23 protein-coding genes and 1 pseudogene are annotated in these 21,476 nt (G+C 69.2%); 12 read left to right on the top strand and 12 right to left on the bottom strand.

Going from position 1 to position 21,476, the window contains the following annotated elements; translation table 11 throughout:
* Positions 1 to 20 precede the first annotated feature (20 nt).
* Both J2W21_RS00280 and J2W21_RS00275 read right to left on the bottom strand, forming a co-directional pair.
* The gene (locus tag J2W21_RS00280) at positions 21 to 329 is read right to left on the bottom strand and encodes a hypothetical protein (protein ID WP_307112508.1); all 309 of its coding nucleotides are present in this window, start codon (positions 327 to 329) and stop codon (positions 21 to 23) included.
* 89 nt (positions 330 to 418) lie between these two features.
* The gene (locus J2W21_RS00275) at positions 419 to 1,423 is read right to left on the bottom strand and encodes a DUF6454 family protein (protein ID WP_307112507.1); all 1,005 of its coding nucleotides are present in this window, start codon (positions 1,421 to 1,423) and stop codon (positions 419 to 421) included.
* A 216-nt stretch (positions 1,424 to 1,639) separates the two neighbouring features.
* Between J2W21_RS00275 and J2W21_RS00270 the strand changes: the two genes are divergently transcribed.
* The 3 genes from J2W21_RS00270 (at position 1,640) to J2W21_RS00260 (ending at position 4,214) form a co-directional block, all read left to right on the top strand.
* Positions 1,640 to 2,467 carry a transporter substrate-binding domain-containing protein gene (locus J2W21_RS00270; RefSeq protein WP_307112506.1) on the top strand — a complete coding sequence of 276 codons (828 nt, stop codon included), beginning with the start codon at positions 1,640 to 1,642 and terminating at the stop codon, positions 2,465 to 2,467.
* A 147-nt stretch (positions 2,468 to 2,614) separates the two neighbouring features.
* A complete protein-coding gene (locus J2W21_RS00265; protein ID WP_307112505.1) occupies positions 2,615 to 3,379 on the top strand; it encodes an amino acid ABC transporter permease in 765 nt (254 codons plus the stop codon).
* Between the two features lie 13 nt (positions 3,380 to 3,392).
* Entirely contained in the window at positions 3,393 to 4,214 is an 822-nt protein-coding gene (locus tag J2W21_RS00260; protein WP_307112504.1) for an amino acid ABC transporter ATP-binding protein, read from the top strand.
* Positions 4,215 to 4,237: 23 nt separating this feature from the next.
* Here the strand turns inward: J2W21_RS00260 and J2W21_RS00255 are convergent, their stop codons facing one another.
* Complete coding sequence (locus J2W21_RS00255; protein ID WP_307112503.1) at positions 4,238 to 4,738, bottom strand: hypothetical protein; 501 nt, start codon at positions 4,736 to 4,738, stop codon at positions 4,238 to 4,240.
* A 126-nt stretch (positions 4,739 to 4,864) separates the two neighbouring features.
* Between J2W21_RS00255 and J2W21_RS00250 the strand changes: the two genes are divergently transcribed.
* The 5 genes from J2W21_RS00250 to J2W21_RS00230 all read left to right on the top strand — a co-directional run bounded on the left by J2W21_RS00250 (position 4,865) and on the right by J2W21_RS00230 (position 7,785).
* Positions 4,865 to 5,212, top strand: a complete 348-nt coding sequence (locus J2W21_RS00250) for a hypothetical protein (RefSeq protein ID WP_307112502.1) — start codon at positions 4,865 to 4,867, stop codon at positions 5,210 to 5,212.
* Positions 5,213 to 5,390: 178 nt separating this feature from the next.
* The gene (locus J2W21_RS00245; protein WP_307112501.1) at positions 5,391 to 5,594 is read left to right on the top strand and encodes a cold-shock protein; all 204 of its coding nucleotides are present in this window, start codon (positions 5,391 to 5,393) and stop codon (positions 5,592 to 5,594) included.
* 142 nt (positions 5,595 to 5,736) lie between these two features.
* A complete protein-coding gene (locus tag J2W21_RS00240) occupies positions 5,737 to 6,774 on the top strand; it encodes an AAA family ATPase (RefSeq protein WP_307112500.1) in 1,038 nt (345 codons plus the stop codon).
* A 204-nt stretch (positions 6,775 to 6,978) separates the two neighbouring features.
* Positions 6,979 to 7,245 (top strand): hypothetical protein, encoded by a 267-nt coding sequence (locus J2W21_RS00235; protein WP_307112499.1) that lies wholly within the window; start codon positions 6,979 to 6,981, stop codon positions 7,243 to 7,245.
* A 333-nt stretch (positions 7,246 to 7,578) separates the two neighbouring features.
* Positions 7,579 to 7,785 (top strand): hypothetical protein, encoded by a 207-nt coding sequence (locus J2W21_RS00230; RefSeq protein ID WP_307112498.1) that lies wholly within the window; start codon positions 7,579 to 7,581, stop codon positions 7,783 to 7,785.
* Positions 7,786 to 7,928: 143 nt separating this feature from the next.
* Here J2W21_RS00230 and J2W21_RS00225 read toward each other — a convergent pair whose 3' ends face one another.
* The 3 genes from J2W21_RS00225 to J2W21_RS00215 all read right to left on the bottom strand — a co-directional run bounded on the left by J2W21_RS00225 (position 7,929) and on the right by J2W21_RS00215 (position 9,089).
* Entirely contained in the window at positions 7,929 to 8,210 is a 282-nt protein-coding gene (locus tag J2W21_RS00225; RefSeq protein ID WP_307112497.1) for a hypothetical protein, read from the bottom strand.
* Between the two features lie 136 nt (positions 8,211 to 8,346).
* On the bottom strand, positions 8,347 to 8,643 hold the full coding sequence (locus tag J2W21_RS00220) for a hypothetical protein (RefSeq protein WP_307112496.1): 297 nt from the start codon (positions 8,641 to 8,643) through the stop codon (positions 8,347 to 8,349).
* Positions 8,644 to 8,696: 53 nt separating this feature from the next.
* Complete coding sequence (locus J2W21_RS00215) at positions 8,697 to 9,089, bottom strand: nuclear transport factor 2 family protein (RefSeq protein ID WP_307112495.1); 393 nt, start codon at positions 9,087 to 9,089, stop codon at positions 8,697 to 8,699.
* Between the two features lie 924 nt (positions 9,090 to 10,013).
* Between J2W21_RS00215 and J2W21_RS00210 the strand changes: the two genes are divergently transcribed.
* The gene (locus J2W21_RS00210) at positions 10,014 to 10,427 is read left to right on the top strand and encodes a hypothetical protein (RefSeq protein ID WP_307112494.1); all 414 of its coding nucleotides are present in this window, start codon (positions 10,014 to 10,016) and stop codon (positions 10,425 to 10,427) included.
* Positions 10,428 to 10,526: 99 nt separating this feature from the next.
* On the opposite strand, the gene J2W21_RS00205 is transcribed toward J2W21_RS00210, so the two are convergent.
* From J2W21_RS00205 to J2W21_RS19745, 5 genes and pseudogenes are all read right to left on the bottom strand, one after another.
* Positions 10,527 to 13,169, bottom strand: a complete 2,643-nt coding sequence (locus tag J2W21_RS00205) for a PEP/pyruvate-binding domain-containing protein (RefSeq protein ID WP_307112493.1) — start codon at positions 13,167 to 13,169, stop codon at positions 10,527 to 10,529.
* 250 nt (positions 13,170 to 13,419) lie between these two features.
* On the bottom strand, positions 13,420 to 14,214 hold the full coding sequence (locus tag J2W21_RS00200) for a DUF2182 domain-containing protein (protein ID WP_307112492.1): 795 nt from the start codon (positions 14,212 to 14,214) through the stop codon (positions 13,420 to 13,422).
* Between the two features lies 1 nt (position 14,215).
* Positions 14,216 to 14,821, bottom strand: a complete 606-nt coding sequence (locus J2W21_RS00195) for a DUF1326 domain-containing protein (protein ID WP_307112491.1) — start codon at positions 14,819 to 14,821, stop codon at positions 14,216 to 14,218.
* A 79-nt stretch (positions 14,822 to 14,900) separates the two neighbouring features.
* A complete protein-coding gene (locus J2W21_RS19750) occupies positions 14,901 to 15,431 on the bottom strand; it encodes a transposase (protein WP_373423046.1) in 531 nt (176 codons plus the stop codon).
* Positions 15,432 to 15,690: 259 nt separating this feature from the next.
* Positions 15,691 to 16,108, bottom strand: a pseudogene (locus J2W21_RS19745) (IS110 family transposase).
* 1,122 nt (positions 16,109 to 17,230) lie between these two features.
* Here J2W21_RS19745 and J2W21_RS00185 point away from each other — a divergent pair.
* Positions 17,231 to 17,911: a response regulator gene (locus J2W21_RS00185; RefSeq protein WP_307112489.1), complete on the top strand. Its 681-nt coding sequence runs from the start codon at positions 17,231 to 17,233 to the stop codon at positions 17,909 to 17,911.
* A 366-nt stretch (positions 17,912 to 18,277) separates the two neighbouring features.
* Positions 18,278 to 19,021, top strand: a complete 744-nt coding sequence (locus tag J2W21_RS00180) for a hypothetical protein (protein ID WP_307112488.1) — start codon at positions 18,278 to 18,280, stop codon at positions 19,019 to 19,021.
* A 594-nt stretch (positions 19,022 to 19,615) separates the two neighbouring features.
* On the opposite strand, the gene J2W21_RS00175 is transcribed toward J2W21_RS00180, so the two are convergent.
* A complete protein-coding gene (locus J2W21_RS00175) occupies positions 19,616 to 20,170 on the bottom strand; it encodes a TetR/AcrR family transcriptional regulator (RefSeq protein WP_307112487.1) in 555 nt (184 codons plus the stop codon).
* Between the two features lie 153 nt (positions 20,171 to 20,323).
* On the opposite strand from J2W21_RS00175, the gene J2W21_RS00170 reads away from it, so the two are divergent.
* Entirely contained in the window at positions 20,324 to 21,145 is an 822-nt protein-coding gene (locus J2W21_RS00170) for a sigma-70 family RNA polymerase sigma factor (RefSeq protein WP_307112486.1), read from the top strand.
* The last annotated feature ends 331 nt before the right edge of the window (positions 21,146 to 21,476 follow it).

Raw genomic sequence — 21,476 nt, 5'->3', positions numbered from 1 at the left:
TCCGCTTCTGCGTCGCGGCCTTAGGGAGCCAGAACGCCGGGAACGCGCTTGAGCGGGCCGAATCCTTCGCTCGCCAGGTCGTGGAGCATCTGGTGGTACGAGGAGAGAGCCAGCGGGGGAACCTGGTGGAGGTCCGCCATGGTCGCGTGCGGTCGGTCGACGCGGTACAGGGCGAGGATCGCCAGATCCTCCTGATCGTCATCCAGGGGCCTGTAGGCGCCGAGGGGCCGCGCGGCAACGAGTGCCCGGGCGTAGCTGTTGAGGCGGTCCTGGGTCGCGGGTGTGCCGGTCAGGCTCCAGGCCCGGACCACGTCATCGATGCCCACCATGGCCCGGCCCTCCTGATGCCGCTGTTGCTTCCTTGTCCCAATGTCCCAGTGAAAGCGAGCCGTGTGATGAGACTTTGGTACTGGAATCGTCAGCGCGCCGCCGGCGTGACGGTGGCCTCGTAGGTGAGGATCTCGGTGCCGTTGCCCTCGTCGCCGTTGTCAGGGGCCACCTTCATGGTCAGGTGGTGCCCGTCCGCGGTCATCTTGAAGGGGTTCCGGGTGGCGACGTGCCCGGCGGTGGACCACTTCTGGAAAGGGACGTCGCGGGTGACCTGGTGGCTGGTCAGGTCGAGCATCGCCATGCCGCCGAGCTCGTAGGTGCTGTTCGCGCCGCCGGCGGCCGGGGTCTGGGGCAGATTGGTGATGCCGCCGCAGAGCATGGCGGAGTTTGGCACGTACTGGCAGTCCTGGTAGTCGATGAAGTAGTTGGGGTTCTCCCAGGTGGCCAGCTGCTTGCCCTTCAGGTCCCATTCGGCGAAGCGGCGCGAGCCCCAGGTGTTGCCGACGAGGTGGCCGGTCTGCTGGTCCATGACGATGCCGCCGAAGTGGTCCTTGACCTCGAACTGCTTGTGGACGCTGAGGGTGTTCGCGTCGACGCGGTAGATGATGGCGCTGCTGTTGGGCCGGTACTGGGCGACGGGGACCCAGACGTTGGCGCCGTCGAAGTCGATCCCTCCCGGGTGGTACATGTCGCCCTCGCCGAGGGTGACGTCCTTCTGCAGGTTGCCGGCCTTGTCCATGATGAAGAGGTGCCCGATGCCCTTGCCGGGGGTGCGGTCGTAGCCGCCCTGCGGGGTCGCGTACTTCTGCGTGGGCTCGATGATCTGGACCGCGGAGAGGAAGATGTGGTCGCCGCTGAAGGCGATGCCCTCGGTGTGGTAGGTCGGGAAGTTCAGCTTGAGCTTGCTCGTGAGCTGCCATGTGGTGTTCCGGTCGACGGCGTTGAAGTCGTCGGCGAGGGCGGTGCTGACCTGGTGGTGGTCGGGCGCCGGGGCCGGGGGTGCTGCCTGGGCGGCGACGACGGTGCCTGCGGATCCGGCGATCAGGATGGCGATGCCGGCTGCGAGGAGGGTGCGAGTTCGGGTTGTGCTCACGATGGTGGGACCTTCCGGTGGTTCGGCCACGATGAGCTTCAGAGGCTAGGCGCCGGTGATGAACCGCACGTGGCCGCAGGGTGAACCGCGTCAGGAGCTCGACGGCGTGTCCAGCGATCGGTAAGGATCCGGGGGAGGGGAGGATGTGGCCATAGTGAATCACCCGTAGGGCAGTCAGCCTGACCGGCCTTGGAGCGTCCAACAAAGGAGACAACAGTGAAGTCACTCAGACGGCTGAAGATCGCCGCCCTGCTTGGGGCGGGAACCCTCGCACTCGCTGCCTGCGGCAGCGGATCGGCCGCCCCAGCGAACAACGCCTCGGCCGGCAGCGCGCAGGGCGTGAGCCTGGTATCCCCGGGCAAGCTCACCGTCTGCACCCACCTGCCCTACGCGCCCTTCGAATCCAATGACGACTCCGGGAACACCGTCGGATTCGACATCGACCTGATGAATCTGGCTGCCAAGGAGATGGGGGCGCAGGTCGCGGTCGTGGATACTCCCTTCGAGGGCATCAAGTCCGGTGAGGACATGTCGACAGGGAAGTGCGACATTGCGGCCGCGGGCATGACGATCACCGAAGCCCGCCAGAAGGTCATCCTCTTCTCCGCCCCGTACTTCGACGCCACACAGGCCCTCCTCACCCCCAGCAGCGCGACCGTCAAGTCCCTCGGCGACCTGAAGGGCAAGAAGCTGGGTGCCCAGACCGCGACCACCGGCCTCGACTATGCGAACGCGCACAAGGCCGAATGCGGGTGCCAGATCGTCGAGTTCCAGGACCTGGCCTCCCAGACCCAGGCCCTGCTCACCGGGCAGGTCGACGCCGCGATCAATGACCTGCCGGTGTGGAGCGAGGCCATGAAGAGCAATCCTGGCAAGGCCACCATCGGGACTCAGTTCAACACGGGCGAGCAATACGGCTTCGGCATGAAGCTCGGCAACACCGCGCTGAAGAAGGTCGTCGACGATGCCATCTCCAAGGCCAAGGGCGATGGCACCTACGACCAGATGTACAAGAAGTGGATCGGAGACGTCCCGAAGAGCTAATCCACCACGATGGGCGGCAGGCCGCACGGTGTCAGCCGCCCATCGCAGCGATCAGAGCAGACGGGACCAGTGAGGGCGGCAATGAGTACACAGACGACGGCGCCTGCTGCGGGCAAGCCCAGGCTCACCCGACGACAGAGAGCCCGCGTGGGGCGAGGCGTCCAGTACGCCATCGGCCTCATCATCGTCGCACTCGTTGTGGCGAAGACCGACTGGCCCACCTTCAGCAACTCCTTCCTACGGGCCGACATCCTCCTTCGCGAGCTGCCCAGGGTCATCACGGTCGGCCTCGTGAACACGATCATCTACACCCTGCTCGCCTTCGTGTTCGCCTTCTGCCTCGGGCTCCTGCTGGCCCTCATGCGCCTCAGCTCAATCGGGCCCTACCGCTGGTTTGCCAGCGCCTACGTCGAATTCTTCCGCGGGGTCCCGGCCCTCGTCGTGTTGTTCATGGTCGCGTACGGCATCCCGAATGCGTTCCCGGGATTCGAATTCCCCGGCGACAAGTACGGCATGGTCATGGTCGGCCTGGGAATCACAGCCGCCGCCTACATGGCCGAGACATTCCGGGCGGGAATCCAGGCGGTGCCCAAGGGGCAGACCGAGGCGGCCCGGACGCTGGGCATGAGCTACAGCAGGACCATGGCGAGCATCGTCATACCCCAGGCGTTCCGGATTGTTGTCCCGCCCCTGACGAACGAGATGATCCTGCTGGTCAAGGACTCATCCCTCGTCTACGTCGTCGGTGTGACTGCCGCGCAGTATGAACTGACCAAGTTCTCCCAGGACTTCCTCAACCGCTCGGTCAACGCGACCCCCCTCATTGTGGCGGCCATCTGCTACTTGGCCATCACCCTCCCTCTGTCCATGCTCGTGCGCAGGCTCGAGCGCCGCTACGCGAAAGCCCGCTGAAATCATGCCGACAATGCCGGAGACCGGAGCCGAGGATGTTCATGCGGTCACAGCGATCTCGATCAGCAACCTGAAGAAGTCCTTCGGGGACAACGAAGTGCTGAAGGACATCTCCCTCGACGTCAAGCCCGGCGAGGTCGTCTGCATCATCGGCCCCTCGGGATCGGGAAAATCCACCCTGCTCCGCTGCGTCAACCTCCTGGAAACCCCCACCTCCGGGACGGTCTTCGTGGGGCCCGAGGAAATCACCCACCCTGATGCCGATCTTGACCGGATCCGCCAACGCATCGGCATGGTGTTCCAGTCGTTCAACCTGTTTCCACATCTGACGGTGTTGGAAAACCTGACGGTCGCGCAGACGAAAGTCCTCAAGCGCCCGAAGTCGGAAGCGCGTGACATTGCCCGGCGCAATCTCCATCGGGTCGGCATGTCCCACAAGGAGGGCGCATACCCGGCGCAGCTCTCCGGCGGCCAGCAGCAGCGGGTGGCCATCGCCAGATCCCTCTCGATGGACCCACAGCTCATGTTGTTCGACGAGCCCACCTCTGCACTCGACCCCGAACTGGTCGGGGAAGTCCTCGCGGTCATGAAGGCCCTCGCTGCCGAGGGAATGACGATGATCATCGTGACCCACGAGATGGCCTTCGCACGCGAGGTCGCCGACAGGGTGGTGTTCATGGACGGGGGTTACATCGTTGAGCAGGGGCCCGCGGCCAACGTCATCGGCGACCCTCAGGAGCCGCGGACCAAATCCTTCCTGCACCGTGTCCTCAATCCGATGGTGATTGCTCCTGAGGAGGTCACGGCCGAGGACAACGCAGCAACCGCGAACTGAGCGGACGGCGAACAGCCCTGCGGTCAGATGGAGCCGGTGACGGAGTAGCTGTAGGGAGGGGACGTCTGCCCGGGGTCGAGCGGCCTCAGCAGGAGGTGGGCACTGCTGCCGTCGGCGAAGGTTTTCGCCCACGCCACGACCCTGCCGTCCGAGTTCTTCCGCTCGGGCGCCCAGCCGGTTTGGGCGGCCCTTCTGGCGAAGTCGGCGTACACGTCCTGGGGCGGCAGGGCGCTGGTGAACTCGATGGTGCAGTCGCCGCCATGCGAGGCGCTCGTCGGCCGGGGGCACTTCTGCCCGGTCCTCGTCGACCCTGGAGGCAGGGTCACGAAGAAGAGATCGGTGACCAGGTTGTAGAACGCGGGCGCGACCGGGCTGGCCGTGACCGCCGTTCCGTTCCGGGCCCCGGGCACGGCTTGGAGGCCGGCCGCGGTGGTGCAGCCGGTGAGCAGCGCGGCCGTCATAGCCAGGGCGCCGAGCGATGCGCAGACCGGTGGCCGGGGTCCGCGGCCTCGCTTGAGCGTCATGGCCCAAACCCTGCCCCCGCCCGGAGGTTCTGTCCATGCCTGAGCACCGAATGGGCCCGCAGCCGGCCAGAGGATCACGGAGACAGGCGCGTGGACGGCGGAACTCGAGCGCCCCAGACTGGGCACATGCCCATTGTGGAGCTCCCCATCGCCCGGCTCTCACCGGACTCGATCGAACGAAGCCGCCCTCATCTGGATCCGGAGCGGGTGTCGTACTACGTCGAGCATTTCGACGAAGCCACGCCCGTTGTGGTTTTCGACATCGGCGGCGTGCTGCTGCTCGCGGACGGCCACCACCGTGTTGCCGCTGCTGAGCAGTTGGGGCGAACGACCGTGAAGGCCGACCTGCGCAAAGGGGAAAGGGCTGACGCTCTCACGTTCGCCGCCGACCTCGCCGCGCAGCAACGCGGCGTCACCAAGCAGGAGGTGCTCAAGGCCATCTTCCGGCGTGGACACTCCGTGCAGGAGACGTGACGCAGCCGCGCCGCCCTCGCTTCGTCGTCGTCGGCGGCCACGGCCCCATCGTCCTCGTTGCGAACGCCAAGCACTCGGCATATGCATGTGGTCCTGCACACATAGGATTGTTGATGGTGGACGGTGCGGGACCCGGCCGGAGTGCGGCCACGGCACCGTTCGCAGGAAGGCATCACCAATGGCAACAGGCACCGTGAAGTGGTTCAACTCCGAGAAGGGCTACGGGTTCATCCAGCCCGACGACGGCTCGGCGGACCTCTTCGCCCACTACTCCGAAATCGAGGGGCGCGGCTTCAAGAACCTCGAAGAGGGCCAGAAGGTCGAGTACCAGGTCGGGCAGGGCCAGAAGGGCCCGCAGGCGCAGCAGATCCGCCCGATCTGAGCCACCCGCCCGAGAGGGGGAGGCCGCGCTGTCGGCGGCTTCCCCCTCTTCTGCTGCCCGGCGGGGTCAGCGGCGGCCGCCACCCTGAGGCCCAAGTGATCAACCCCCGCCCCCGTCGGGAGTTGAGCACTACCATGGGTGCATGGCTGCCAGCCGCAATCCACTCGACGACCTGCGCGGAACCATCAGCCATCTGGCTGATCAGCTCAAACTGCCCGGTTCGGAGCGCATGGACGAGCTGGTCGGGGATCTCATCGGCGCGCGGCCCGGGCCGGCCAGGCCGTTGTCCGAGGTGCAGGCCGAGCTCGACGCGCTGGTGGGACTGGAGACCGTGAAGGAACAGGTGCGTGCCCTCGTCGCACTGCTCCAGGTCCAGGCCCGCCGTAAGGCGCACGGCCTGCCGGAGGTGGCCACATCCCAGCATCTGGTGTTCCTCGGGAACCCGGGCACGGGAAAGACCACCGTGGCGCGGCTCCTGGCCGAGATGTACCGCGCGGTCGGCCTGCTGCAGAAAGGTCACCTGGTCGAGGTCGACCGTTCGGGCCTGGTGGGGCAGTACGTCGGCGCCACCGCAATCAAGACGGACAGGGTGATCCGGCGCGCGCTGGACGGCGTCCTGTTCATCGACGAGGCCTACGCGCTGGCACCGGAGGACGGCCGGATGGACTTCGGCCCCGAGGCGATCGAGGTCCTGCTCAAGCGGATGGAGGACCACCGCCACCGCCTCGTCGTGATCGTGGCCGGCTATCCGCGGCTGATGGAGTCCTTCCTGCTCTCGAACCCCGGACTGCGCTCCCGGTTCGCCCGCGAGATCACGTTCCCCGACTACTCGGTCGACGAACTCCAGACGATCTTCCACCAGATGCTGGCCCAGCACGAGTACACACTGGCGCCGGAGGCGGACCAGATGCTTCATCGCATCCTCACCGGGCTCCACGCGGACGAGGACTCGGGCAACGCTCGATTCGCCCGCACGCTGTTCGAGCAGGCGCTCAACCGTCAGGCGCTGCGGCTCTCGCGCGACGAGGAACAGAGCCTCGACGCGCTCGGCCGTGAGGCCGTCATGACGCTCACCGCGGACGATGTCGCCGAGGCCGCGCTCGCCCTGGGCGAGGGCCCGGAGCCAGAACCGACGCCCGAACCGGAGAATCAGCCCTGGTGGCGCCGCTGGCTGGTCTGACCGGATCGCGGGCGGATGTCACGCGGGTGCACGTCCCGCTCCTGAGCAGGAACGCCCAGGGAACTCCATCCCCGTTCGCCGGGCGTGCGCCGACCCCGCTCATCTGGGACAGGACTTTCGCCTCTCCACCACCGCCCTCACCGTTTCCTACACTCCAATGCGGGGAGGGGCCGGCTGAGAGGGCCGGACGTGGACAGAGACCTCATGCATGAGCTGGCGTGGCAGATCACCGGGCTGCCGGTTCCCGCACAGCAGGACGAGGCGGATTTCGCGGCGGCGCTGCATCGCGTCGAGGTATTCCTGGCGGACTACCGGCACCTTCCCGATCCCCGGGCCCGGAATGCGTACGAGGCCCGGTTGGGGTCCTGGCTGGATGCAGAACGGGCCGCCGACGAACACGGCGCCCTCTCCCTGAAGCGGAGGGAGAGGATCCAGCAGGTGGTCGGCGACGAATGGCGCAAAGCCGGGTAGGGGGCGCCGAGCACGAAGAAGCCCCTCCTGGACTGCGTTTCCGCAGGTCAGAAGGGGCTCTCGGAGCCTCCTAGCAGGATCGAACTGCTGACCTTCTCATTACAGCTCGACGATTGACTAGGGTCGGCTCTGATATACAAACCGCTTCTGAAGTGCGCAGACTCGTCATTCGACTCTTCGGGGCGGTGCACCCCGATAGCCTTAGTTTGCCTCAATGGCGGACCATAAATCGGACCCTGAATGACCCAAGCTGCTCGGCCCCAGTAATCACGACAACGTCGTAGCCGGCGGAGTTCAGCAGCTTGGGATGTCCTTCTCATCGACCAGCGCGGCGTGTCAGTGAAGCTCACCGCCTCGCAGACGTTCTTAATGGCCGCCCGGGCCGAGCCATCCCAGGTCCGCCGACGCGCTCGGGACCGTCCGGAGCATGAGCCCTTCCGCGTCGCCGTCGGCGGCAAGGACCTCGCCTGCGCCGTCTCCGTCCTGAAGGGCTCGCGCGTCGCCGCCCAGATCGTCACCACCGAGGAGAACCGCCCGTGACCACCAACCAGACCACCGCCCGGGGCGCCGCCGACAGCCTCGCCGCCGTCCTGCCCGTCCCCGGCCTCACCGTCGCCGGTCACGGCACCGCGTCCGCCGCCGCCACCGCGGCCCTGTTCGTCACTCGAGGGCGTCGCGGACGTTCATGCGGGTGCGGCCGATCTCCACGGACAGGGCCATCTCGTGGATGGGTCCGGGCCGGCCGGCGAGCTCGGGGTCACCTGCGTCCTCTCGGTGTCGCGGACGCGGGCGGCGAACCACCCGAACGTGGTGGTGCCGTAGACGAGCTCGAAGACCTCCGCGTCCGGGTCGGCGAACACCTCGGAGGTGTCGGCCTCGGCGAGTTCGGAGAGGCTGCCGGCAAGCCTTTGCTGGCTGGTGGCGGCGCGCCAAGTCAAGTGCCCGTCGCGGGGGCCTCGTCTCATTCAGCAACGGAGCCTTAGAGAAGCTATGGGGCCTCCTCATGGTCGCGCGAGGATCGCCGGGCGCTCGAAGCGAGGTCCGCTTCGTGGAGCTCTGGGGGGCTCCGTCTGACGGAACCCGGGTGGAATGGCGCGTTGGTCAGGGCATGATCTTGTACAGGTCGATGACGGTCTCCTCCGGGGGCGAGGCGAATCCGCCCTCGATGCCCTCTTGCATGCGGGGCATGAGGATGCCGTCGCGGAATTTCTCCCAGCTCTCCTTCGACTCGTGGACGGCCATGATCGTCCACCCCCCGGCTGAAGGTCCTGCGGCGTGGAAGGTCTGGCCCTCGGGGAGGAGGCCTTCGCCGGGGTGGACGGCGGCGATCGAGGCCTCGTACTGGTCCTTTGTGCCTCCTGGGAAGAAGTGCACGACTCCGTATGGGGTGGTTCCCATGTCTGCTCCTTGGACGGTGCGTGTGTAGTGTGTGTTGCTGTGCTGCTGGACGGTCAGCTCCAGAAGTCGTCCGCCGTGGCCGTGTCCTCGAAGTACTCCCGGCCTTCGACGACCCTTCCGTCGCGGAGTACGAACACGATTGCCGTGGCCAGGTCCATGGTCTTGCCGTTGTTCTCGGCGCGGCTTCGCTGGATCCCTACCGTGTGGCTCTCTCCGCCGACGATGTCCTTGACTGCCGCTTGGAAGGAACCTTGGGAACGCGCGCCCAGCTCGCCGAAGTAGGCCAGGATGGCGTCGCGTCCTTGCTTGGTCCCGGACAGTGCGCCGCTTCCGGCGGCGTGCCAGACCGCGTCTTCGGCAAACAGCTCGCTCAGTGCCGCCAGATCGCCTGCGTTGAAGGCCTCATACCCGCGCCGGACCACTTCGGCGTTCTCACTTGCGCCCATGTCGGTACCTTTCCGTCATCCTTCTCTGTCGGAGGCGCTTCGGCGCATGCAGGACTTCGCTGCATGCAGGGTCCTGCCTGCGCCGGCGGGTGGCCCTAGCACCTCCTCCTGATGATTACGCGCCCGAGGAGCAGCCCGGTAGGGCCGTTCGGACGTTTAGTGCTGCAGAGCCGTCAGAACTGGTCGGGGGAGCCGATTGCCTTTCGGAAGGTGATTCCGGCGGCATGTTGGGTCTCCACCCGGGTTCCCCACGAAGGCCTGTATCTCGGGGCCGTCGAAGAGGCTCTGGAAGGCTGGGGTGCCGATGGGCCCGCGACCGGGGGACGGTCGCCCCGCCCGGCGTGGGGGGACGCCAGGGCGGGGCGCCGTGTGCCGGCTTCCCATCCCTGGGGGCGGCAGGCCGGCACAGTTCGACGATAGGTCTGGGAGCGCGGGCCGCCCAGAGGCCTTCGGCTCTCGCGCTGGAGACGGCAGCGCTCCGGTCCATGGGGGGATGGCCGGAGCACTGCTGCACCAGTCTACGGCCACGCCCGGGTGCCGGCTCTGAGGGGCGATCGGCTGTCGTCCCTGGCGCTGTGACGTGACGTGGGAACACTTGCATTGACTGGTGCGTCCAGCCCCCATATGTTCAGGATCGTCCAGCTTGTGCTCACATCCATGGGGGGAGCTGGACCGCGCGGCGCCGGGCTCCCATCGGCTGGCCATGTCATCCGGGGTGGTCCGGCTCCGCGCGCCGAATGCGGCGGGACAGCCTTCGGGCAGCCCTTGCGCCTGCTCATGGCCGGCAGCCAGAATGCCCGTGCTCCTCCGCCGCGGCGGGCGACGGCCGGGGCAGGTAGCGGTGGGGACTATGGGCACTGCCGGGCGGCCGGCGCGGTTGGCGACCATGAAACGGCATCCGTCCGCCTCGTTCTTGGAGGAGCAGTGAAGATCCGGGCACCGCTTGCGTTCCTCCAGTTTCTTGTCGGGTGCTTCGCGGTCGTCGGGGGCTGGCTGATGCTGATCGGAAGGATGGAGCTCCAGCAGGGCTGGCTGCAGACGACGTCCTTCCAGGACTGGACGTTCCCGGGCATCGCGTTGATGCTCCTGCCGGGCCTCGGCGAGCTGGTTGCCGGGGCGGCGGTGGTGCTCCGCTGGGGCCTTGCCCGGCTCCTTGCCGTTCTCTCCGGGGCGGGCCTGGTCGGATGGATTCTCGTCCAGTTGCTGTGGATGCAGGTCTTCCATCCTGTCCTGCATCCTCTGGTGGGCGGCATCGGGATCGCCATCGCCGTCCTGGGCTGGAGGCTTCCCCGGCAGGGGAGGGTCCGCATCCGACGCGGCGGCGGTGTCCGGATCTGAGCCGGTCCTCCCTCTCGGCCGGAGCCGACTGGACGGGACGGCCGTGGCAGGACGCGGATGTCGCCGCCGGCCCGTGTGCCCCCTGCCGGCGCGGAGCGTCTACGGCGCCTTCGGCCCGCCCTCGAGGGCAGCGGGTTCGGGCCCGCGCAGCTGTGGGGCAGGTGCCGTCGCCGGGTGGAGGGTGACGGTGCCGAGGGATCCGTCCACGGTGATGATGGTCCCGGTGGTGACCTTCTCGGTGGCCCCGGGGACGCCGACGGCTGCGGGGATCCCGTATTCGCGGGCGACGACCGCGCCGTGGGACATGGCTCCGCCCATCTCCATGACCAGCCCTGCCGCGGTGAGGAAGAGTGGGGTCCAGCCCGGGTTGGTGGAGGGGGCGACGAGGATCTCCCCGGGTTCGAGGCGGGCCCCCTCGGGAGAGAGGATCACGCGGGCCGGGCCGGTGGCCGCGCCGGGTGAGGCCGGTGTGCCGGTCAGGTCCTGTCCCGTGGGAGTCGAGGCGGTCGTGGCTTCGGCATCGGTCCCGTCGGAGAGGAGAACCCTCGGGATGTGCTTCCGCTTCCGTTCGCGCTCGAAGGCCGCGCGCCTCTGGGCGACCAGGGCGCGCAGGTCCTCCCCGCCGAGGGCGCGTCTGGCTTCGGGGAGCGTGAGGAAGTACACGTCGGCCGGGTCGGCGATCCGGTGGTCTTCGGCGAGCTGCGTCCCGACGGGCTTGAGGAGGTTGCGGGCCGGGGTGGCGAGGAGGCGGACGAGGTGGAACTTGGGGGCTTCCCTCGAGCCGATGAGCAGCCGGACGCGGCGCAGCGCGAAGCGGAGGGCGGCGCGCTGTGGTCCGTGGACCCGGCCGAGCAGTTCCTGGACCATGGCCTCGGCTTCGCGGGTGCTCCTGGCGAACTGGGCGTCGGGGTCGGGCAGTTCGTCGCCGAGGCGGACGTAGTTGGCCAGGGCGCCCAGGAGGTGGGTGGGGTCCTCGGACCAGCGGGGCGTGCCGATGTCGATCTCGCTGATGCAGCGGAAGCCGTAGTGGGTCAGGAATCGGGCGAGCTGTGACTGCAGCGTGGCCGGGAGGGATGCTGTGCGGTAGGCGTCGGCGAGTTCGGCGGGCGTGCGCCCGGTCAGCGCCTGCTTGGCTGCCGGGTCGCGGCGGGCGGCCGCGCTGACCTGCCAGAGGGCCAGGTCCATCTCGGTCGTCGGGTTCCGCGGGGCGCCCCGGGTGACCGTCCTGAGTTCGTCGGGGGTCGCCCGTCCGCGCAGGAGGCGCCCGGCCAGCCCGAGGGAGAGCATCGCCGGGGCGAGGAGGCCCACGAGCCGTGGGAACATGCGGGCCGGTGCTTCGAGCAGCAGCCGTTCCACGGCATCGAGATGACGGTCGGGGGCGCCGTCGGCCTCCAGGAGGGGCCGCACGGCCGCCTCGAGTTCCCGTGCGAGCCGGGCGGGCGCCGAGGTCGGGGCGAGGAAGGTGCGCAGGGCGATGAGCGGCACTCCCAGCCGCAGCAGGGGCTCTGCGATCCGGCGGAGGGAGGCGAGGTGGGAGCCGCCCCGGATGCGGAACCGATGGTCGTGGGCCAGGGTGGAGAGGACGGCCGCGCTGCGGGATTCGGCGACGCCGGCCACGAGTTGGAGCAGCCGGTGCCCGATCGGGTCCTGCAGGGCTGCTGTGACGTCGAGGTGCAGGCGCATCGCCGCTTCGGCCAGCATCCGCGGCCCAGCCGCGGGATCGGGCCCCGCGCCTGCGGCTGCTGGGTCGTGCCCGGTGATGGCCCGGGCCACGCCCGAGCCGAGGAGGCGGAAGAACTGCACACCCATAGGGGTGATCGGGTCGAAGTAGCCCTGGATGACATTCGCCGAGAGGTAGACGTGCAGCCCGTCCGCCGGATCGAAAGCGCCGGCTGGCACTGGGTACAGGGTGGTGATGTCCCTCGACTGGACGAGCCAGATCCGGTGCCCGGCGTCGAGTGCGAACTCGATGTCCTGCGGTGCGCCGAACAGGCCCTCGACGCGGTCGCCGAGGCGGGCGAGCTCGACCAGTTCGGGCTCGGTGAGGACGGCGTCGGTCCCGGCGGGCCGGGACTGGAGGACCGAGCCCGTCGCCGTGTCGAGGACGTAGTGGTCCGGGGTGGCCTCTCCCGACACCAGGGCCTCGCCCAGGCCCGGGACCGCGTCGACCGCGGCGCGCCGCCGTGTCCCGGTGACGGGATCTGCGGTGAACAGGACCCCGGCCGCGGCGGCGTCGACCATCTTCTGCACGACAACGGCCATGGCGATGCTCTGCCCGTCGATCCTGTTGGCCTGCCGGTAGGCCACCGCCCGGTCGGTCCATAGGGAGGCCCAGCACCGGCGGACGGCATCGAGGACCGCGTCGTCGCCGACGATTCCGAGGTAGGTGTCGTGCTGCCCGGCGAAGCTCGCCTCCGGGAGGTCCTCGGCGGTGGCGGACGAGCGGACGGCCACCGGTCCCGGTCCCAGCGTGTGGTACGCGTCCAGCAGTTCCTCTGCGACGGCGGGAGGAACGGGAGCCTCCCGGAGCGCGGCAGCGGCGGCCGCCGAGGAACCGTGCTCTCCGATCCCCGGCCGGGCCGCGAGCCGGTAGGCGGCTGTGGTGAGCACGAATCCCTCGGGCACCGGGAGCCCGCCACGGATGAGCATGCCGAGATTGGCCGCCTTCCCTCCCGCTGCGGCCGCATCCGCGGACGCAGGATCCCGCAGGCCGATGACCAGAGGGCCAGGGTCGTTCTCCATGCCCCCAGCCTCGCACCCGGGACCGCGCCCCGGAAGGCCGTGCGGGCGAAGCAGACGGCTGCTGCCCCTCCCACCCGCCGGGTCGTCCCGGCTCCGGACGCCGATCCGGTACCTGGCGCGCCCGCGATGGGCGGAACCAGCTCCCCATGGCCATGCACCGGCCGATGATCCTCGGGTGAACACAGTCGCGGTCGACGGGGCGCCCCGGACGACGTCTGGCCGGGAGCCGGAGCGCCCCGGCGGACGGGCGTCAGGGATGGTGGACCAGGGCCGCCGCGGTCTGCATCTGTGACGCGTGCAGCCCGGGAAGCAGTGCGGGGTTGGCCGGGACGAAGCATGCGAAGACGATGAGCGCGACCCCGACGGCCCTGCTCAGTCCACGGCCGTGGCTCCAGGTCTTCTCCAGCAGCACGGTCGCGGCAATGGCGGCCATCCACGCCAGGTTCGTCAGTCCGACGGCGGTCAGCACGGCCATCAGGCCCCAGCAGCATCCGATGCAGTACACGCCGTGGTAGGCCCCGACACGGACGTCCCGGAGGGGACCTCTGAAGCTGGAGACATGGAGGAGGAAAGCGATGGGGGAGCGGCAGTGGCGCAGGCAGAAGTCCTTCAGCGGAGTCAGCTGGTAGGCGCCGGCGGCGGCCACGATTCCGGCGCCCGTCCACGCGGCGGCCTCGGGGGCGGCCATCGCGAGCTGGGCGGCGAGCAGGGCCAGCACGAAGGCGCCGGCCCCGAAGACGGCCCAGGACACCAGGTAGCCCAGGACGAGGCCGGTCGTCCGCACCGCACGCACACTCGCGTCGGGCACCGCGCGGAGGGAGCGCAGGTACGCGGTGGCCAACGGTGCCAGGGCCGGGAGCATCATGGCGGACATCATGAGGGACCACACGAGCAGGAAGCCTGCGAGGTCCAGCCCCATCGTTCCCGGCCCCGGGGGCATGCCCCCGGTCCCGAGGACGGTGAAGTACCAGGCGATGGCCGCGCAGCCGAGCAGCACGAGCAGTGCGGCCCGGCTGCGGACGGCCGGAGATGCCTGCCCTTCCACTTCAGGCTGACCAGGCGAAGGGCGCCGAGAAGGAGTTCTTCCCGGTGTTGTCCCACGAGAGCCCGAACGCGTCCACGCTGGAGGCCGTGGCGTGCCCGGCCGCCAGGGTGTCGGCGGGGAAGCCGACTCCGCTGACCTTCACTCCGGCGCCTGTGGGGTCGAGCGGGGAGACGAAGTCCTCCACCGAGATGTCGACGGCGCTCCCGATCCTGACCCGGTGGGCGCGGCCGTCGTCGGCGTAGTCGATCTCGCGCGACTCCATGCCGAGCATCTCCCCGACCAGGGGGCCGAGGCCTTCCATCGGTCCGCCGCGCTGGCCGCCGAAGACGGCCCCGAGCGCCTCGGCCTGCTGCGGCGTTGCCGCGGCGTCCATCAGCACCCCCATGCGCCAGCCGCCCTCACCCATCAGGGCAGGGGTTTCCGCCACGACGGCGACGGTCAGGCCGCCGACATCGACCCCGTCGACGTCGCCCGTGTCGATGTGGAACGCCAGCGCCACCTTGCAGCGGTCGTTGTCGGCCGGCGCCGTGAGGCCGGAGGTCGTACACGGGCAGACCATGTCGCAGTTGCAGTTTTCGAAGTACGTTCCTTCGATCCGCCATGCCATTGCGGGCTCCTTTCCACGAAGGACCTCCCCGCACACCGAACCCCTACGGTCGGCACTGTCCTCCCGGCACGCACAGGCGTCAAGGCCCCGTGGGCCGCGATTCCGAGCGCGGCCTCTGGAACCCGGCACCCCGGCCCGCCGGCGGCAGCAGGAACGGCCACACCCCGGCCCCGCCGGGCAGGTGGCCAGCGCCGCGCCTGACATTCGGTCCTCGCTGCGCTCGGGCTGTGGCCCGGGTCCTGGCCGGCGCCTCCGCTTCGCTCCGTCCCCATCCATGGGCCTGTTTGTGGTTCTTCCACTCGGCGCGCTTCGGGTCGTAGTAGCTGCGCGATTCGGGGCAGTACCCGGCGGCGTTCTGTGCGGCGAGGAAGCGTGTGCGGAGGAGTCTTCGGTCGTAGCGCGTGGCGCTGCGGCAGTTGCCGCTGATCTTGCCTGAGCCCTTTGGAACCGGCGCGACTCCGGCGATTCCGGCGAGGCGGTCTGCGCTGCCGAAGCGGTCCAATTTCCGCCGGTGGCGATGAACTCGGCCGCGAGCTGCGGCGCGAAACCTGGCACGCTCCGGAGGATCTCGAAGTGGGCGTGCGCCTGCAGCGGGTCTCGATCTCGCCACCGACCTCTGCAATCTGCTCGATGAGGGACAGGATGTTCTGGGCGATCCGCGCGACGAGGGCCGCTGCGGCGGTCTGCCCGACCACGGTCGTGGACTGCTGCCCGGCCGTCTCCACGGCGGTCCCGCCGGTCTTGTCGGTGCGGTAGCAGCCCTGCTTGCGCAGCCAGTCCTCGATCCGCCCCTGCCCGGCCCGCCGGATCCCCTCGGGCGTCTGGTACCTGGTCAGGAGGATGGCGGCGGCCTTGCGCTGGTAGAAGTCTTATGAGGCCCCCAGCGCCGGGAAGTACTCGAGCAGGGTGGCCCGGAACCTGTTGTACGACCTGGTCCGGTCGTGGACGAGGTCTGCCCGGCGGGCTGTGAGCAGGCGCAATTCGACGATTGTCTCGTCCTCGGCCCTCACCGGCTGCGGGTCGCGGCGCATCTTGGCCTGGTCTGCGATGATCCCGACGTCCCTCGCTTCGGTCGTGCCCTCGCCGCTGTAGATGCGTGCGGCATGGTGCGTGCGCCAAGAGGGCACTGATCAGCAGCGCCGACGCGCCCTGGTTCAGGTCGGTGGCCCAATGAACCTCCCTGCCCGCGGCCAGAGCGAGGACGTCTGCGATCAGGGCGAGGATCGCGTCCTCGGTGTTGGCCAGCCTCCGGGAGAACAGCCGGCTCCCGTCCTGGTCGATGACCATGCAGTGGAGGTGGGTCTTGCCTGCGCCGGATCCGGCCCACAGTTCGGCCACAGTACGCCTTTCTCCTTTTCAGTCTTCTGGGGCGCCTACGGACAACCACGCCGTCGTTTCCTTACACAGCGATCGATGCGCATCTCTCAATCAGCGGGCGAGTCGTCGTGGGACGCGGGCGGCCATTCCGGCTAAGCCACGGCGAGGGCGAAAACGAGGAGGCCATACCCGCACCCTTGGACGATCAGAAGCCTACGGAACCCCCGGACCGACACCCCAAACACCGTAAGAACAACGAACGGAGGAGGGAGGCCCGGCTGGCCACCACGAACCTCCCGGCCCACCGACCACCAGGAGGCAGAAGCATGGCCGACTACGTTTACAGGGGCGGCCGGAAGAAGCTCGCAGCCGAGCTCCAGGCGCACAGCGAGGAGCTGAAGAAGGCCGACCGGAACCGGCAGCAGTCCGGGCCCCTCGCGAACTCGAAGGGCGAATGGATCGGCCGCATCAGGGGCGCGAAGCTGCACTCTGCCCCCCACGTCGCCCACAAAACGGACGGCGCGTCGCGGACCAAGCGCCCGGGTATGCGGGAGGGCAGCGCTGGCGGCTGTCGGCCGCAACGGCCGGTGAACAGCTATTGCGGCCGGCCGCCCCCACTGGGAGCTCGCGGGCGCCCGTTGCAGCACCGAGCCTGCCAGATGACCTGGTTGCGACGTGCCGAGCTGTCCAGGTGCAGGGCGGAGGCGGCCTCGGCGCGCTCGGACCGGCCGTCGTCGAAGGCCCTGCCCGCCCTGGGGGACACCAGAGGGTCGGGCAGCCGGGGCCCCTCCGTCAGCGACTCGAGCGGGACGACGACAGCGCCGGGGTTCGGGTCCGCCCCGGTCGTCCAGCGCGTCCACGGCGCCGGCCATCCCCTCCCGCCGCGCCGCACAGTGTCGCGTACTGGCCCGTAATCCCGTACGGTTCCGAGCCTCAGTGCAGGTGAAGAAAGCGACTGCGGGGAGCCTTGAACCAAACCGGCTTCCCAACCGTAGGACTCCTCGGACGGACAGGCCAGGCGTGTGCCGCACCCCGCACGCCCCGCTGACGGCTACTGCCGACCGCCCAGGGCCCAGCCAAGAGGCGTGCACCGTGGACAGCAGCGACGAGCCCATCCGGGTCTACATCCTGGACGGCCACGACGTCGTCCTGCGGGGCCTGAGGGAACTGCTCGAGGACCAGGGCCTGGTCGTAGTGGGCGAGAGCCGCGCCGCCGTCGAGGCTTCGGCGAGGATCCCCGCACTGCGGCCGCACGTCGCCGTGCTCGGCGCCCGACTGCGGGAGGGGACCGGGTCGGAGGTATGCCGGCGCATCCGCTCCATCGACCGGAGCATCAGCTGCCTGATCCTGGCCGAAGACCACGACAGGGACGGGCCCCGGGACGCCGTCATCGCCGGGGCATCCGGCTACCTCCTCAAGCAGCTCACCGGGCAGGACATCGCAACGTCGGTCCGCCGCGCCGCGGCTGGGGAGAGCCTCTTCGACCCCGAGGAGGAAGCCCTGATCCTCTCCGGCGCCACCGAGGGGACAGAGCCCAGGCCGCGGATCTACGACGGCCTGACACGCAAGGAGTCCCGTGTCCTGGAGCTGCTCGGCCAGGGGATGACGAACCGGCAGATCGCCCACGAATTGGTTCTGGCAGAGAAGATCGCCAAGAACTACGTCTCCGACGGCCTGGAGAAGCTCGGCCTCGAGAACAGGACGAAAGCGGCCCTGTACCTCGCCCAAGCAGAACGCGACGCACAGGACGGCAACGGCGGCCGGGCAGTGTGACCACGGCCCGGGTCCGGCTCGGGTTCGGCCCCTGCAGGCGTCGTGCCGAAAGCGGCGACAACCCGCTGCAGCGTGGCTTTTCGACGGGCCCGCCTTTCAGATCCGGTCCTCTGACGCACGGGCCGGAGCATGGCCAGCGGGGCTGGCGCCGCTGGCCAATCGCCGGCGATGTTGGGCGAGGGGCGCTCCTACCTGCTCTGTGCGCTCTCAGTACTTGGTAGCCACCGGGAGCGAGGTTTCTTCTACTCGACTTGGGCCTGACCAGGACGCTATTCGGCTCGACCGCCTTTACCGTCATTCCTGCAACTGAGGACCTTGGAGATCAGACGCCGGAGCCCAGTACCGGCCCGATCAGAGGTCGTCGCCATGGCCGCACTCCCAGCCTTCAAGAGCTCGCACGTCGTCGTGCCGTCAGCGGTCGTCGCCTGCCTACTGGCCATCGGGGGACTGTCCGTCGTCATTCCGACTCCGTCTGTTCCGACCACCGCGGTCCGGGAGGCCACTCCGGTTCCCGATCCCGCGGGGGAGCAACGCACGCTGGCCCAGCTGGCCCATGAAGCAGCTGACCTGCAGGCGGCACAGATTGTCGAGAACGCCCGAGTAAAAGAGTCCCGCCAGCGCGCTGCGCAGGGAGCTGTCGCCCAGCAGACGGCGGCACGGCAGGCCCAGCAGCAGGCCGCGGCCCGGGCACAGGCCCAGGCGCAGGCCGCCCGCACGCAGCCGGCGCAGGTTGCGGCCGCTCCGCCCGCCCCGGTCCGGCTAGCGCCCGCACCCGCCCAGCCGCCGAGCGCCTTCATCCCGGTGGTGGGCGCCGGAGGGCAGGCCTCCGTGGATGCCTGCCAGGGACCTGTCCGCTTCACTCCCGTCACGGTGTCGATCAGCATCGCCGAACACGACCTGTGCGGTGGGTGGAACAGGATGAGCTGGATCCAGCCAGGCACCAAGGTCACAGTGCAGGGGTACGGCACCTTCACGGCCTTCGCGCGGATGGTGGTCCCCAAGGGCGCAGGGGAGGGGGTACTCGGGGGCTTCGCCGGCGGCTACCCGCCCATCTTCCTCCAGACTTGCATCCCCGGGACGTCGCAGATGCTGCTCATCGCACTCCACTGACGGCCCGGGGCAGCATCCTCAGCCCGTCCGCCAACGCGGCATACCCCAATCCACATTCAAGCCCAGCCCCGAATAGGGAGCGCGGGCGAGAACATACTCCTCGGCTTCCTCGGCTCTCACCACGGGCACCTCGCCCTGCATCTTCGGTGATCTTCTTCCCTCAGCGGTCTGAATGGTGCGCCGTCGTCTGTCCCGGCCTCGGCGGGCGGTCCTGAATCAAGCCGTCACACCGGTCCTGAGTCGAGCTGCCATAGTCACACAGCCTGTGCCGGAGGCAGGGCTGCCCGGAGTTCGGCAGCAGGACCACAACGACTTCTCCGCGGCGGTCAAAAAGCTGACCGCATTCGCCCGTGATCGCGGTCGTACACCAGGGGACTCCGCCCGCGACCTCGCGGAGTCGAGGCTCGGTGCGTGGCTGGACGCGCAGCGGGCGGCCGACCGGCGCGGCAGGCTCAGCGCGCCGCGGCGCCCTAGCCCTGCAGGGCATCCTGGGACGGGACTGGTCCTAGCTCATCGTCGAGCGCCCGAGGGCCTCTGGCCTGCAAAGACGGCCGCCCGGCGGCACGGTGACTGGGCGCTGGCCGTCGCTGGCCGTCAGGCGCTGGCCCTGCTCGCCTGCCGGGTCCCGCGTCCGTGGCTGCTGCCGAGGCCTCGACCGGTCCCCTCCTGGGGGCGGTGGAGGTCGATGAGGGCGCGGGCGAGCTTGCGGGCGCGGGCGGCGAGGCGTTCGCGGATGTCGGTCAGGTGGCGCATCGCCGCTCGGCCGAGGAGGTGGCCGGGGCCGAACTCGATCACCACGTGCAGGAAGGTGTTGACCTCGTCCCCGCCGCGGCTGAACCAGTCGTCCAGCACGGTGAAGGCGGCCAGGATCGCATCGTCGGGGTTGTGCGCGTGGGCGACGGCTTCCTCGATGGCGTTCTCGCGCACTTCGTACCAGCGGTCCATGTACGCCAGGACGAGGGCTTCCTTGGAGGGGAAGTGCCTGTAGAAGGTTGCCTTCGCGACCCCCGATTCGGCGATGATCTCGTCGACGCCGACGGCCCTGATCCCGCGCCGGGCGAAGAGCCCGTAGGCGGTCTCGAGGATGCGCTCCCGTGCCGGCCTGCGCGGCGCGGCAGCCCCGGCGCCGCTCTCGTTCACGTTCTCCATGGTCCTCCGAGAATATTTCGGACGGGCTAGACAGACAAGTCTGTCTACGCATATAACCTTCTCAGCGGCACAGACAGGTCTGTCTCGTTGGCGAAGGCTTGAAATCGGCTGTTGGAGGCCGTGAGGTGTGGGAACGTGGAGAGGTAGGTCGCTGTGAATGCTGTGAACCTGGAGATGCGTCCCGAAGTCCGTCTGGAAGCTGTGCCGGACACCTCCGGCGGGGAGGACGTCGCCGGTGACGTCGCTGGCGCGCTGGCCGCTACCGAGGCTGGCTCGGCAGGCCCGGCGGACCGGGCGCGGACTGCCGCCCTAGTGCTCGAGCATCTGGGGCTGGCGGATGCGCTCGCGCGGCGGCACCGGGTGCCCGGGCATGATTTCGAGGACATCCGGCAGGTGGCGCGGATGGGCCTGGTGATGGCGGCGCAGCGGTACCGGGAGGGTGCCGGGCACGGGTTCGTGCAGTTTGCGGTGCCCACGATCTCGGGCACGATCAAGCGCTACCTGCGGGACCAGTCGTGGGTGGTGCGCCCGCCGCGGTCGCTGCAGGAGCTGCGGCTGGGGGTCAAGGAGGCTCGGGGCCGGCTGGTGCAGGAGCTGGGCCGGGAGCCGTCCCTGGCCGAGCTGGGCGAGGCGGCCGGGTGCAGCCCAGAGCAGGCCGCGGAGGCACGCAGCCTCGGTGCTGCAATGGGGTCCGTTCAGATCGAGTCCCTCGACTCCTCCGGGGAGGACGACGGCGCGCGTCCGGCGCGCGTCCTGCCCGTGGTCGATCCGGGGTTCGAGCAGGTCGAGGAGCGCCAGATGGTCTCCGCCGCGCTCGAGGGCGCCACTGACTTCGAGCGGCGGCTGCTGAAGCTGCGTTTCGTGGACGAGATGAGCCAGCGCGAGATCGGCGTAGAGCTGGGGGTGTCCCAGATGCAGGTCTCGCGCCTGCTGGGCCGGCTCCTGGACCGCATGCGCCGCAACCTCGCCGCCTGAACCGCCGCCGCGGGCCGACTGGCCGGACCGCCTCAGCAGGAGGTGCTGGACCCCACGCAGCGGGGCAGCACACCTGAGGGCCCGGTCCTGATCGGCACCAGCTCGGTATCGGAACGACCCCGTCGCCCAACGCTGGGACCGCGGGCCGCTGATCCGATCGACATAGAGACATAGAAAGATCGCCGCTCGCCGCGGCGGCAGCCCGACCAGGGGCTGTGGAACGGGAGACAGAAGTGCACAATGGCGACGGCAGCACGGCCGCAATGGAGACTGGCCGAGGAGGACGAGAGCCCGGTCCGGTTCCGAGGGCGCAGGAAGTCGTCGTCCAGCA

It is taken from the genome of Sinomonas atrocyanea (assembly GCF_030811715.1).
GTDB classification, from domain to species: domain Bacteria; phylum Actinomycetota; class Actinomycetes; order Actinomycetales; family Micrococcaceae; genus Sinomonas; species Sinomonas atrocyanea_A.
This window is presented reverse-complemented; position numbering and strand designations above follow the sequence as displayed.